We start from the raw sequence: 14,288 nt of genomic DNA on the forward strand, positions 1-14,288 counted from the left end.
GCGCCAATAGCGGGAACAACTGTGGAGGGTTCCTTGACAAATGAATAACTTTAAACGAAGAGTATCAATTTTGGTAGCTTTTATGTTCATTTGTAATCTACTAGCAGGAGTTATTCTCCCTACACAAAAAGCTGGTGCAGAAGACCTGACTAATCAGGTTTGGTTTGGTCATAACAAAGTGACTGCTGGTGATTTTGTTTTATTCAGTGGAAGACTCTGGAATGTGATTGCAGATAATTACTTGATTAGTAGTGAAGTTTCACCTGAAGTTCCTTATGGACCCACTTTTGATGCAGTTGATCCTGAAAGCGTGGCTCATTATTTAAACACTACATTCTATGATACTATCAGCCCTGAGGACAAATCGTATATACATACCAGAACCTGGTACTTAGGACACACTGTGCCCACGGTAGGCGGGGTATACAAGATTGTCGTAGCCAGTATTGGTTTACTAAGCACTCAAGAATATGAGGCTTACAAGGGGAGCATACCTTCCACACCCCAGGAATACTGGTTATTAAACCGGGAAACAAAGGATTCACCCCATATTAGCTTCGCAACAGCGGCAGGGATTCACGCTAAGTCTTCGGACTCTCTAAGTGGTGTCAGACCAGCCCTATACTTAAAGCCTGATACACTTATTGAGACAGGAAAAGGAACGGTAGAAGATCCGCATAGAGTTGGAGAAGATATTGTTATTCAAAAGCCGGCTCATTTTATTGTCGAGCATGCAGCTGATGATTATGTCGATATCCGTTGGTCAGAGGTTTCAAAGGCATCGGGTTACAACCTGTATAGGGATGGAGAATTAGTTTACTCAGGAACCCAGACATCCTTTACCGACACAGGCTTGCGCAGCCAGTCACCCTACTCTTACTCAGTAACGGCGACAATAGAGGGCTTTGAAAGTCAATTTTTACATACCAAGGGTACAGTACTAACATCCGGATATCCATTACTGCCAATGACGTCAAAGTTCGAGAAGACGGTAACAGGCGATACCTACCTCAGCCTTAGCTGGTCACCCATAGAAGGGGCATCGGGCTATAAATTAAGCAGAGACGGCAAAGAAATTGCCGATTCAACTAACCTTAGCTATGAGGATAAGGATTTAACCCCAGATACTAACTATGTGTATTCCCTTCAAGGCTATAGCCTGGATGGTCAACTTAGTAAAAAAGCTGTTTTAACTGTAAAGACAGATCGTGCAAAATCAGCAAACAATCTTCTTTCCAGTCTGAGTATCAGTGGCGTAGAGCTAACACCCGGGTTCGACAAAGATACAATCCGTTACATAATTAAGAGTTCTATAACACCAGTCATACTTAATGCGGTAACAGAAGATACCAACGCTAAAATAAGTTACAACGGGATTCCTTTAGAATCAGGGGTAGATTCACAGCCTTTGCTTCTTAAAGCCGAAGATACATTAGTTATTTCTGTTCTTTCAGAGTCAGGAGTTCTAAAAGAGTACACGATACTTGTAAAGCAGGAGTTTTCTTCTGAAAACAGTTTAACAGCTATTCTTTTAACTGGCGCAGTATTGAATGAGCCTTTTGATGAAAACTTGCTTCACTACACCTCGAACGTTCCATATGGAACTGACTCCATGAGTTTTACAGTTTTTTCTTCAAGTACCTTCTCTAACATCAAGATCAACAATCAGCCTGTAGCTAAAAATGAGCGTTCTGGCGATTTCCCTTTGGGAGAAGGAGTCAGTGATTTCAGTATTGCTGTAGAAGCTGAGGATGGGCAAACGAAAATTTACACCATTCGTATAACTAGAGATGAACAATCGGAAGTTAAGAGTGAGAATGCTGATTTACAATCTGTAGAGATACCTAATATTTCATTTAGTCCTGTTTTTGACCCGGCAGAGACCTCATACACATCAACAGTTCCAACTGAAGTAGATTCTATTTTGCTAATAGCTGACAAAGTGGATACAAACGCAATAATCTTCATAAATGGTAATCTGACAACAAGTGGCTCTCCTTCTGATCCATTATCTCTACAGGAGGGACTAAATCCAATTTCAATCGAAGTGGTAGCACAAAACGGAAATAAAAAGGTCTATACGTTCTTAGTAACTCGTGAAAAGTCTGACCCAAAACCTCCTATTGTAGTGCCAGAACCAGGAGCAACAACATTTAAGGCTTCTGAGATAACAAAAACCTCAGTAAAATTAGTTTGGGATCCGGTTGAAAATGCCGAGTCTTATCTGATCTCACGGGATAACAACGCTCCAGTAATGGTAGCAGGTTCAGGTACGACATTTTTCGAAGATTCGGATCTGCTTGAGTTTACTAGATATACGTACTCATTGATTGCACGTAACAATCTGGGAGACTCGGTAATAGCAACTACATCAGTAGAAACCTTGGGCTCTGTACCTACAACCCCTGAGAACTTAACCGCTACTAAGGTTTCACATGAATCAGTCAGCCTTAATTGGGGGAGCGTGAATAATGTAACTTCATATGTTATAACGCGGGATAACAATGAACAGGAACAGAAATCGGAACAGAAATCGGAACAGAAATCGGAACAGAAATCGGAACAGAAATCGGAACAGAAACCGGTATACGAAGGTATCCTAACAGAATTTGTTGATACATCAGTGAGCCCTTTATCTACCTATACCTATACTCTAACTGCGAAGAATGCCGTCGGGGCGTCTGGATCTACTCAAGTGTCCGTTTCAACTCTTCCTCTTCCAGTAACTGAGCCTGGCACAGAGCCTGGTACTGATCCCGGTACTGAGCCGATAGAAATACCAGCAGTTTTAGTTGGAGAGAGGGTGGAATTTTACTTCCCGATTCGTGCAGATGTTGAAGAGTATCACGTAGATCGTAACCCGCGGTGGACATACCTGAAAAATCCAGATGGGACTTTTCATGCAACTTACTTTAATGCGGTCACAAATGAAAGTAAAGATATTGGTAACTACTCTGTAGTAGCTGGAAAATTACCATTTTACGAAGACAATTTATCCGCTGGGGACCACACGTACACCATTACATCAATTGTAAATAACCTTGATGGTACAACCACATCGGTTGTAGAACAAATTGTCAATGTTAGTGTCTTGGAACAAGAGAAAACTGACCCACCTGCTGGTGGAGGAAATATAGGCGGGTGTTGTTTTGGCGGTAACTACAGTGAAAGCGGTCTGACAGGAGCCCCTAAGCTTGAGGGAAAAGAAAACGAGGGCCTTTCTTCTTCAGCCTTGAAATGGGAGGAAGATGAAACGAAGACATTCTTCACTTCTTTTTCAGATGTTGGAAACCACTGGGCTAAGCAGGCAATCGAATCACTGCAGCAAAAAAAGGTGATCAACGGCTACGAAGACAACACATTCAGACCAGACAACAACATAACAAGAGCCGAATTAACAACATTATTAGTAAACTCCCTAGAAGGTGTATCTGAAGATGTTCCAGAAATAGCATACACAGATGTACCGAGGGCATCCTGGTATTACAACAAAATAGCAATAGGCAGCCATACTGGTCTTGTAAATGGAGTATCTCGAAACATATTTTCACCAGAGGTCTTCGTTACAAGAGAGCAAATGCTGGCTATCATCGGACGATATTCCGAATTGCTGGAAGCTGACTTAAATGGAACGAGAAACGTCCTGACGGAGACCTTGGCCGAACAATTACTTAACAAATTCCATGATAATTCTACCATAAGCGACTGGGCAAAAATGGACATAGCCACTGCAATCCAAAAAGGATTTGTACAAGGACATCCAGATGGATCATTAAAGCCTAAAGCTCTTGGTACACGGGCTGAAGTTGCAATGTTAGTCAATTCAGTTCTTGAGAAATATAATAAATAGGACACAGGAAGAACGACTTAATAAAGAGTTAGGGATGAGTTATTGTCTCTAACTCTTTTTCTCTGTGCAGTTTTTTTTTGATTTAAAACATAAAGTCGGGTTTTATTCACCAGGTTTAACATTACTTTTGCATGTAAATTGCTTAACGGCATCATGGATATGTTTCTCGAAATTATCTCGACCAGGATCATACTTATCTAATGAATTAATATTTTTTAAACCGAACCCCTTCATACCTTCAGCCTCAAAATCATTGTTTTTTTCAACAAGATGTACTGGAGAATACCATGCATACCCATCCTGTCGAACAAACCAAGCACCGCCTCCACTTTCATATTCATAAAAGTCCTCTATATATACCATTGCATTAGACCATTTCTCAGCGTCAGAACCTCTAGTAAAATCTTCACAAAGAGCCTTTAGCTTGGTCTCTAAAGCCGCTATCATCCTATCCTTACGCGAAGATGTGCCATAATTGGGTTTGTGAGGCTGTTTCACTTCAACTGAAAATGTTTCAATTACCTCAAACTTGTCTTGGGGCCAGAGGTTTTCATCTTTACTGACTTGGCCATCACAGTAGACGATTCCATTTTTTATCTCAAATATGGCCAGCCACTCGCCAATGCTCGTATGGGCATATACTTTCTTCTTTCCAGAGATATCGGAATATAAACGAACTTCAATATCAATTGTTTGACCGATATAGGGATCAAAACTTTTGGCGGAGTAATTCCCCTGGACTTTTTCTGGATAAAACCACAACCTATAATTTATATATTCTTCAAGAGAGCTTTTGATATTTACTTTCGTGAAGCCGGTTGGCAGTTTTTCCTCCGGATTCGGTGAAACATAGTTCTCCGTTACCTGTATGGTTTCCTTGGGTATGTCCCTGCTGGCGATCACTACGCCATTTCTAGGGTTGCTTGTTGTGGAACAAGAGCAAATAAGTAGGGTTATCCCTGTTACTAAGCCGATGAACGGTATCTTTTTCTTCATCTTCCACACTCCTGATTCTAGCAAAATAATGTGAAAATTATATCGTAGTGCAACAGGGAGCATTTATAATTTTTCCTGTTGTATTAGGATAATTAATATATAAGCTATTTCAATTTTTTAATAGTCATCATTCCTTTTTTGTATTTAAACATTTATGAAAATGTAAGTATATGGGTAAATTATACTAAATAATGGGTAAATTATTATTTATTCATTTAAAATAAAAAGACCACAATCACTTGTTAAGATTTAAGGAGATTTAAAACCATGATTTGTAGTATTTCATCTTAGTTTTGTTAAAGTAAAGGGGCAGGATAACTACATAATGCGATAACTAATCTTTGCTTTTAGTATTGCATATTGTATCATTAATCAACGAAGTAATCGTATAACTGATGGAAGAGGTGTGGGTATTGATTGTCATAAAAATCCCAAAAGAAGATAAAGAAAACTTAGTAAAACGGCTGCAAAATTATTTTTATGAAGAACGATCAGAGGAAATTGGTGATTTGGCTGCAGAGTTTTTACTTGATTTTATGATAAAAGAAATGGGCCCAGTTATTTACAATCAGGCTATTGATGACTCGGTAAAACTTGTCGGACAAAAAATGATTGCTATGGAAGAAGACCTTCAATCAATTAAACAGACAATGAAGAGGAATTGAAAGTGGTGAGTAAATGATACTCCCTAATGGAATAACTGGTTTTTATGACTCAAAAAACAATAAACCTCCATATGTCGATGGAAAGCAATTCAAACAAATTTGTTTTGCTATTGCAACTGATAATGGAGGTGAGGTGTTAGAGTTTAGAGAACCACAATATCCAATGAACTTTTATAATGTTAAAGTTGAGATTTTTAATAATCATTTTCATATATTACTTAATGAGCATTATCATTATCTTGCTTTTGCTGCTATTGTTGAATTTGGATACATAAACTTTATTGATGAATCTAGGCTATTGAAATCTTTTAGTTCTTTTTACAAAGTTTTGAGTACAAAGGAACTAAATGAGCCCTTACTTCCAAGGCATGAGTTAAATACTGCTGAATTGGCGCAGGTAGCGTATTGGAAGCCTGAAAAAATTGGTGAGGTTATTTATAACTACTGGGATTAAATTAATAAAACGTGAGCTTCTGTAGCGATAAAAACTGCAACATTTACTCGATAGTTAAGGAGCTTGCTTTGCTGCGGCTTCTTTTTTATTTGTTGACCTGCTGACGATAGTAGTTAATATAACGCTAACGGAGAACGAGAGTGAACCAGCATACAGTGGAAGGAATATTTAACGATACGTGGAATAAATAACCATATGATTTTGCAAGCAGGGGGTATTTTATTGAAAGTAAGACTAGCTGATTATAGTGAAAATTGGGTTAAGTTATTTCAAGATGAAATTGAGTTTCTGAGGAAGATATTTGGAGATGAAATAGTGCGTTTTGAACATTTTGGAAGTACATCCGTTCCTGGCTTAAAGGCTAAGCCTGTTATCGACATGATGTGTATGGTAAATGACATTGGAATAGTAGATTTATTCAACGATCAAATGTATACACTCGGATATGATGTTGCAGGAGAATGGGGCATTCCAGGAAGAAGGTTATTTCAAAAAGGCGGAGAGAACAGAACCCATCACATTCATTTCTATAAATCCGATAACCCTCAAATTGAACGGCATCTTATATTTAGAGATTACTTGAGATGCCATCCTGAAGAAATAGCCAGGTACAGTCGTTTTAAAGAAGAATTAGTTCAGAGGTTTGAACATACAAGCGATTATAGCCCAGCTAAAAAAACATTCGTAAAGGAAATGGAACAACTTGCACTTGCATGGTTTAATGAAACCTAATAGAAAATTGGTCAATAGGAGGCGGAATAATGGAATTTCAACTTATACCTTTGACTGTTGAAAACTATAAAGATAAGGTGAGCGAATGTGGAGCAACTCAGCTTTCATATGAAGTTCTACTTTACCAAGAAAAGATTCGGACCGAGGAAACATTGCTCAAGCGTATTGGAGCTGTGACTGACCACGGAGAATTGATTGGATTTGGTCTTGCGGTTAGCGGGCCATGGGATCCCATTACAAAACCAGGGCACTTTCTTCTCCAAATAAAGGTTGATCCTCAGTGGTGCAGGCGAGGCATAGGAAACAAAATTTATCAAGAGTTATTGCGCTATGTAACTGCCCATGAGGCGATCGTATTAGAAACAAACGTTGGGGATAATAATTATGAGGACCTTGCGTGGGCTGAAAAGCGAGGGTTTGTTATAGCCCGAAATGTATTCGCTTCCAAGCTGAATCTTTATCAGTTGGATATGTCTAGACTTATCGAAAGTGTGGGAAATAAAGAGACGGAGGGCTTTAGGTTTGTATCACTCGCGGATTATTCCATGAATGATGGAATGGTTGATAGACTCCTACATTTTCATTATGAACTGATGAAGGATGTTCCCAGTATAGGTGAAGTAGATTCGACGGAGCTGATGAAACTGAAGAAAATAATAACCGAGTCGGATGGCTGGGAACCAAGTGGAGTCAAGATAGCTATATATAATGACTGTTGGGTTGCAATGGCATGGGTTATCCGGCGCCCTGACGGAAATTATTACAGTTATATGACTGGCGTTTTAAGAGAGTACCGCGGGCAAGGATTAGGTCTTGCTGTGAAAATCAAGTCAATTGAATATGCACAGGAGCAGAACGCCGAGTTTGTGTTTACGCATAATGACTCCAGCAATACAGCTATGCTTGCTATTAATAAAGGTTTAGGATTTCAATCAGAACACGGAATTTATTGTTTAGTTCAAACAATGCGTCAAGCAAACGAGAAAAGATAGTTGAATAACAGAGGCTGCCTCGTGCAGCCTTTTTTTGACAATATAGAATTTATAAGTTTTCGGGGTGGGAGTAGGGGCTTCTATTCCGTATTTATTTTTGGTAAATTTAGAGTATGGAGACGAACATTCTGAAACGAATTTTCTTTGATGAGCGTGGTCATTGGGACCGATTTGTAAAAAAACATAAAAATAAACTTCGTTCTAACGTAGTGAAGGAAGTGGAGAAATTCCGCAAATGCGGCGATCCGCGAAATGGTTTTAAGCTGTTGGTCTGTGAAGGTTGTCATGATCTACGGCTTGTTCCGTATCGCTCTAAAGGAAGATTCTGTACGACCTGTTCCTGCGGAGAAACAGAGGAGTGGGCGCGGATCTTGGAACAAGATGTATTTCAAGTGAACCATCGCCATGTGGTCTTCACCATCGACGAAGGATTACGTGAAGTCTTTCTACTCCATCGGGAGAAATTACTCAAAGGATTCATGGATGAGGCTGTGCGCATAATCAAGGAATATTTTGAGAAGAAGCACAAGGTAACTCCTGGGATAATAGCCGGGCTGCATACGTTCGGTGCGCGGCTCAATTTTAATCCTCATGTGCATATGCTAGTGACCATGGGTGGAATGAAAAAGAATGGTGAGTGGAAAACATACGACTTCATTCCATTTGAGATGCTGCGCAAACAATGGCAGACGGTCGTGTTAAAACTGCTACGCCAAAAGCTAGGTGGACTGAAGAAAAAGCAGATACAGCAACGTTTGCAAAGAGCCTATTCGGAGAACGGAGAAGGGTTCTATATATATGCCCCAAAACAGAAAGGGAATGTGAAAGAGCAGCTGGGATACATCGGGCGTTATATGAGAAGACCAGCGATAGCGGTAAGTCGAATCGAAGCGTATGATGGGCAGTGGGTAACCTTTCGATACCGGGATAAGAGCGATGGAGAAGAGAAAAGGGAGACCATCTCCGTGGAAGAATTTATGGGAAGACTGATACGGCATATCCCGGATGAAAACTTTAAGACCATTCGCTACTATGGGGTATACTCGAGGCGGATCAAGAGTCTTTGCAAGAAGTTAGTAAGTCAGTGGCAACAAACAGCCAGAAGATGGATTGTAAAGGCGAAACGAATGTTAACACGAAGAACATGGAGTGAGCGGATCAAAGAGCAGACAGGGAAGCCGCCTTGTTGTCTAAAGTGCGAAGGCTACTATGAATACAAGGGAGAAGTATGTCTTGAAGACGGGAAATTAAGGGTGAAGTACGCTGTGTGCTCCACCTCAAAGGCATGTCTAGAAAGGATGATACAAGATGTCACCAGTGTCCAAGAAAAGAAAAGCGGACAAGAAAAAGAAAGCAAAGCAATTGAGCGTAAGCAAGTACCAGCAGTTCAAGGAGGTCGTCAATTATGTGTGTTTGATATGCTCAAGGAACGAAGAGATCCCGCTTAGTGTGGTACGTGATTTTGACAGGATGGACGACGGTGATCCAGAAGTGCCGCCCCAGTTTTCTTGCGAAGCGTGTGGAGGAGAAATGTATCCCGAGTATTACAAGGGAGTTCACGGATATGAGTACCGGATTGAAGACCGGATCGGTACTAGAGAAGTAGAAGGAAGCACCAAGTAGAAGAAAGGGAATGGATATGGGGTGGAAAAGCGATAGCGGCCGCCTTTAAAGTCGTGTTCAAACCACTTCAACCATTCAAAGAACACGACTTTAAAGGCGGTTGGAACCCCATGTCCATTTCCCTCCTATGCTCAAATGTATCGATTTCGACAAGGACCTAGCCGCAGGCTAGGTTTTTCTTACTAATGGGCAGACTCTATAGGTTAATAACAAGTTGTTTGCATAACGAGAAAGATCACGGAAGATTCCTTAATAATAAAGGGATTTTTGGACTGTGAAACGAATTTATTATCAAAAGGTTTGAGTGCACTACGACTGTGTGAATTAGGTTTTTATTGGCAAAGGAGCGATAAGCATGGATATAAGAACTGCACTACAAAGTGATCTTGAAGCCATTGTGCGCTTATTAGCTGATGATGAGCTAGGAGTAAGCCGTGAGCGGTTTGAAACTCCATTACCTCAAGCTTACATTGATGCTTTCTCGGAAATCCAGGGGCAGAAAGGAAATTCAATACTCGTTGCTGTAGAAGATAATGAGGTTATTGGCTGTCTGCAACTTACATTTGTACCAGGGCTAGCTCGATTAGGAATGACACGTGCTCAAATTGAGGGTGTACGTGTTGATAAGCAATATCGTAGTAGAGGTATTGGAGAAGCTCTCTTTCGTCACGCCATCGATTCCGCAAAGGCTAATTGCTGCGGGCTAGTTCAATTAACAACGGATAAGAAGCGTAATGATGCTCATCGATTTTATGAACGGCTAGGATTTGTATCCAGTCACGAAGGTATGAAATTATCTCTATAAGCGAGCATCCTCAGGGGGGATATATTCTGTTTGAAATCATTGATGTTAATCAAGAAAATGTGCATGAAAAAGGTTTTTTTTGCATGAGAAGTAAACCCAAATCGGAAGGTTATCATCAAAAGCTTTCTTGGTTATTGGAACGATTTCAAGAAGGATTGCAGCTAAAAACGATTGAAGAAGATGGAGTTCCTAAAGGGTTCATTGAATATATTCCGAGTGAGTATAACTGGAGAGGAATTTCGGGTGCTAATTATATGATAATCCATTGTCTATGGATTGTTGGGAAAGGCAAAGGTAAGGGATACGGTTCCGCGTTACTTAAAGCATGTTTAAACGATGCGAAACTTCAAAATAAGTCGGGTGTTGCAATGGTTACGAGTTCCGAAACTTGGTTATCGGATAAATCGTTTTTCATGAAATATGGCTTTCGATCAGTTGACACTGCGCCACCTTGTTTTGAATTAATAGTAAATAGCTTTGATAATCATCCAGTTCCTCATTTTAACCATGGCTGGGAGCAGAGGGCGGAAAAACATGGGCAAGGAATAACTATTATCCGGTCAGACCAATGCCCATATTTTGAGGATGCTGTAAATTCAATATTGGAGGTTGCTGCGGATAGAGGGCTTCCAGCACAAATAATTCGTATAGAGAACTGCAAAGATGCGCAGCTTGCACCTTCTGCATATGGTGTTTTCAATGTGCTTTTAGATGGCAGACTCATCACTTATCATCCGCTGAATAAGCGAGAACTGAACAAATTATTGGATACATACAGCGGATAACGAATAATTTATTTGTTGCAATAAAAAAATGGGTATGATAAAATGCATGTAATTTAATGAATGGAGTTGAAAAGTATAATGTAATTTTTCTTGCAAACAATATAAACTAATAAAACAATAGAAGCGGTATTTTTCGCATGTTTTATTTTTTATATGCAAGAGAGTTACTACATCTTTTCACTCAAACAATATGTCCTAATCTAACTCTATGGCGGGTTGGATTAACTGTATTTATTTGAGCTACAAGAAGGTAACTTTCTTGTAGCTTTTATATTTTCATACAGGAGGATAATTTGATGTCATTAATAAATGTTACAAACCTGACGTTTGCCTATGATGGCAGTTACGATAACATATTTGAAAACGTGAATTTTCAATTAGATACCGATTGGAAATTAGGATTTACGGGAAGAAATGGTAGAGGGAAAACTACATTTCTGGGCCTGCTGCTTGGTAAATATGAATACAGCGGAAATATATCAGCGAATGTCAGTTTTGAATATTTCCCATTTCATGTTGAAAACAAAGAAAATAATACCCTTGATGTCATTCAAGACATTTATCCAGACTATCTGCACTGGGAATTAATGCGTGAACTATCATTGCTTAAGGTTTCTGAAGATGTTTTATATCGGCCCTTTGATTCATTATCGAACGGAGAGCAGACGAAAGTATTGTTGGCTGCATTATTTCTTAAGGAAAATAGTTATTTGTTAATTGATGAACCAACCAATCATCTTGACATGAATGCAAGAAAACTTGTCAGTGATTATCTGAAAACCAAAAGCGGTTTTATTCTGGTGTCTCACGACAGAGCATTTCTTGATAACTGCGTAGATCATATACTTTCAATCAATAAGACCAACGTAGAGATACAAAAAGGTAATTTCTCCGATTGGTGGGAAAATAAAGTGAGACAAGATAACTTTGAGCTTGCAGAGAACGAAAAGCTAAGAAAAGACATTAAACGCTTGTCGGAATCTGCTAAACGAACGAGTAACTGGTCACACGAAGTGGAAAAAACTAAAAATGGTACAAGAAATTCCGGTTCCAAGGTAGATAAAGGGTATATTGGTCACAAGGCTGCTAAAATGATGAAACGCTCTAAAGCAATTGAGAATAGACAGCAATCTGCTATTGATGAAAGGTCTATGCTCCTTAAAAATATTGAAAGCTCCGATAGCTTAAAGATTTCACAACTTGTTTTTCATAAAATTCAGCTTGCTGAACTTGACAATGTTTCTATTTATTACGGTGAGAAGAAGGTTTGCACAGATATAAGTTTTACTATTGAGCAAGGTGATCGAATTTCACTTACAGGTAAAAATGGCTCCGGGAAATCAAGCATTATTAAACTGATCTGCGGCGAGGATATAAACTATACAGGCACTTTCAGAAAAGGCAGCCAGCTTAAAATATCCTATGTTTCACAAGACACTTCACATTTACAGGGGAATTTAACGGATTACGCTTTAGAAAATGGGATTGATGAAAGTCTTTTTAAATCTATTTTAAGAAAACTTGATTTTTCCAGAGTTCAATTTGAAAAGGATATTTCAGCTTTTAGCGGCGGCCAAAAGAAAAAAGTGCTGATTGCAAAAAGTCTTTGTGAACAAGTTCATTTGCATATTTGGGATGAACCGCTTAATTTTATTGATGTTATTTCTCGCATGCAGATTGAGGAGTTACTGCTTGAATTCTCGCCAACCATTCTTTTTGTGGAGCATGACAGTGATTTTTGCAAAAATATTGCTACAAAGATCATAAAGCTCCAATAAACTGACTTCTTGATTATGGTGAGAATGTATGCTATGTTGTTTTTTGTATTTAGTAATTACAATTTTAAGGAGGATGAAAGTGATGGCTGAAGTTGTAGATGTTAATGTGAACCTGTCATTTAAAATGATCGTTGACATGGTTCACCAAATAACTAAGCAGCCACCGGAACTTTATCCTTCTATATATAAATACACTAAACGATGACTTCTATAATCGCTTAGATTTTTTGTACTATAGTTTGGTTAATGTAAAACGCAAAAAAGCGCCGGTCGACTGGTGCTTTTTTGCGTTTTTCTCCGTGCTAAAAGGAGAAAACAATGAAACCAAAATCAAAATATAAAATGATTCAGCACATATTATCGAGCCTTAAACAGCCAGGTTACAGATATCTTCAGATCATAGAAGCTATTTTCAAACAAAAAATCGGTGAATTTGAACATATGACCATGTTACCTAAGTTTGTACGGGACGAATTGATCAATGAGCTTGGACATCATGTATCCAGCATTACACCGGTATTAGAAAAAAAATCAAATCAGGTCAGCAAGCTTCTGTTTGCCATAGCAGGTGGTGAGCGTATAGAGGCAGTTAGGTTAAGTTATAAACGCGGGTGGGAATCGTATTGCATATCCTCCCAGTGTGGTTGCGGGTTTGGTTGTAGTTTTTGTGCTACAGGTACAATCGGCTTGAAAAGAAATCTTACAACCGATGAAATAACCGACCAACTGCTGCACTTTCACTTGAATGGCCATGCTTTGGACAGTGTCTCTTTTATGGGAATGGGGGAGGCGCTTGCTAATCCTCATATATTTGATGCGCTGGAGACACTGACCGACCCGCAAATATTTGGTTTAGGGCATCGAAGAATAACTGTTTCTACAATTGGTATTTTGCCGGGAATATACAGACTGATGAAGGACTTCCCACAAGTTAACTTGACCTTTTCGCTGCATTCACCATTTGATGCTCAGAGAAGTGAACTGATGCCCATTAATGAGCGGTTCCCACTGCATGAAGTAATGAAAGCGTTGGATAGCCATATACAGCATACCGGGAGAAAGGTATATATCGCTTATATAATGCTTAGAGGGATAAATGATTCAACCGAACATGCGGATGCTGTTGCTGCTTTATTGTTGGGAAGAGGATTATGGGAGCATCTCTACCATGTTAACTTGATACCCTATAACTCGACCGATGAGACGCCCCAAAGCTATGGGCAGTCTGACCGGAACAGTGTCAAAATGTTCGTTCAAATATTAAAGTCAAGGGGAATCCAGGTCACAGTCAGAACCCAATTTGGATCAGATATTAATGCTGCCTGTGGTCAGCTGTATGGATCAAATTAATCCATCTTGAAACTTGTTTAGAAGCAGATAGTCTTAAAGCAGCGTATGTCCGTATGTTGCATGAGGCTGTCTGCTTTTTTTTATGGTTTTTGTTCATTCTCCAAGGGAATCAGAAAGGAAGCGGAGATTTTCCCTATCTTCACTATCCCTTCGCCTCAGGAAGCAAATTTTGCTGGTGGCCCGTTTGAGCGTGTGCTTCACTTAACGATGTTTTTCATCGTTAAAGTAAATGTTTCCAGGTAATCAGCCACGTTAGTG

12 protein-coding genes are annotated in these 14,288 nt (G+C 39.4%); 11 read left to right on the forward strand and 1 reads right to left on the reverse strand.

Annotated features, from left to right (window positions below; all coding sequences use genetic code 11):
* Nucleotides 1-40 precede the first annotated feature (40 nt).
* Nucleotides 41-3,850, forward strand: coding sequence for a cadherin-like beta sandwich domain-containing protein (locus J2Z66_RS22350; RefSeq protein WP_209974533.1), 3,810 nt, complete (start codon nucleotides 41-43; stop codon nucleotides 3,848-3,850).
* A gap of 102 nt (nucleotides 3,851-3,952) precedes the next feature.
* Here J2Z66_RS22350 and J2Z66_RS22355 read toward each other — a convergent pair whose 3' ends face one another.
* Nucleotides 3,953-4,846: a hypothetical protein gene (locus tag J2Z66_RS22355; protein ID WP_209974535.1), complete on the reverse strand. Its 894-nt coding sequence runs from the start codon at nucleotides 4,844-4,846 to the stop codon at nucleotides 3,953-3,955.
* 413 nt (nucleotides 4,847-5,259) lie between these two features.
* Between J2Z66_RS22355 and J2Z66_RS22360 the strand changes: the two genes are divergently transcribed.
* The 10 genes from J2Z66_RS22360 to J2Z66_RS22405 all read left to right on the forward strand — a co-directional run bounded on the left by J2Z66_RS22360 (nucleotide 5,260) and on the right by J2Z66_RS22405 (nucleotide 14,030).
* Nucleotides 5,260-5,511, forward strand: coding sequence for a DUF2164 domain-containing protein (locus J2Z66_RS22360; protein WP_209974537.1), 252 nt, complete (start codon nucleotides 5,260-5,262; stop codon nucleotides 5,509-5,511).
* A 13-nt stretch (nucleotides 5,512-5,524) separates the two neighbouring features.
* Nucleotides 5,525-5,965, forward strand: coding sequence for a hypothetical protein (locus J2Z66_RS22365; protein ID WP_209974539.1), 441 nt, complete (start codon nucleotides 5,525-5,527; stop codon nucleotides 5,963-5,965).
* Between the two features lie 222 nt (nucleotides 5,966-6,187).
* Nucleotides 6,188-6,697: a GrpB family protein gene (locus tag J2Z66_RS22370; protein WP_209974541.1), complete on the forward strand. Its 510-nt coding sequence runs from the start codon at nucleotides 6,188-6,190 to the stop codon at nucleotides 6,695-6,697.
* A 29-nt stretch (nucleotides 6,698-6,726) separates the two neighbouring features.
* Nucleotides 6,727-7,689 carry a GNAT family N-acetyltransferase gene (locus tag J2Z66_RS22375; RefSeq protein WP_209974543.1) on the forward strand — a complete coding sequence of 321 codons (963 nt, stop codon included), beginning with the start codon at nucleotides 6,727-6,729 and terminating at the stop codon, nucleotides 7,687-7,689.
* A 113-nt stretch (nucleotides 7,690-7,802) separates the two neighbouring features.
* Nucleotides 7,803-9,137 carry an IS91 family transposase gene (locus J2Z66_RS22380; RefSeq protein ID WP_245375742.1) on the forward strand — a complete coding sequence of 445 codons (1,335 nt, stop codon included), beginning with the start codon at nucleotides 7,803-7,805 and terminating at the stop codon, nucleotides 9,135-9,137.
* Nucleotide 9,138: 1 nt separating this feature from the next.
* The gene (locus J2Z66_RS22385) at nucleotides 9,139-9,312 is read left to right on the forward strand and encodes a hypothetical protein (RefSeq protein ID WP_209974544.1); all 174 of its coding nucleotides are present in this window, start codon (nucleotides 9,139-9,141) and stop codon (nucleotides 9,310-9,312) included.
* 355 nt (nucleotides 9,313-9,667) lie between these two features.
* Complete coding sequence (locus J2Z66_RS22390) at nucleotides 9,668-10,117, forward strand: GNAT family N-acetyltransferase (protein ID WP_209974546.1); 450 nt, start codon at nucleotides 9,668-9,670, stop codon at nucleotides 10,115-10,117.
* A gap of 83 nt (nucleotides 10,118-10,200) precedes the next feature.
* On the forward strand, nucleotides 10,201-10,902 hold the full coding sequence (locus J2Z66_RS22395; RefSeq protein ID WP_209974548.1) for a GNAT family N-acetyltransferase: 702 nt from the start codon (nucleotides 10,201-10,203) through the stop codon (nucleotides 10,900-10,902).
* 296 nt (nucleotides 10,903-11,198) lie between these two features.
* Complete coding sequence (locus J2Z66_RS22400; RefSeq protein WP_209974550.1) at nucleotides 11,199-12,680, forward strand: Lsa family ABC-F type ribosomal protection protein; 1,482 nt, start codon at nucleotides 11,199-11,201, stop codon at nucleotides 12,678-12,680.
* A gap of 318 nt (nucleotides 12,681-12,998) precedes the next feature.
* Nucleotides 12,999-14,030, forward strand: coding sequence for a Cfr family 23S rRNA (adenine(2503)-C(8))-methyltransferase (locus J2Z66_RS22405; RefSeq protein ID WP_209974552.1), 1,032 nt, complete (start codon nucleotides 12,999-13,001; stop codon nucleotides 14,028-14,030).
* Nucleotides 14,031-14,288 lie beyond the last annotated feature (258 nt).

This window comes from Paenibacillus eucommiae (assembly GCF_017874215.1).
GTDB classification, from domain to species: domain Bacteria; phylum Bacillota; class Bacilli; order Paenibacillales; family NBRC-103111; genus Paenibacillus_AI; species Paenibacillus_AI eucommiae.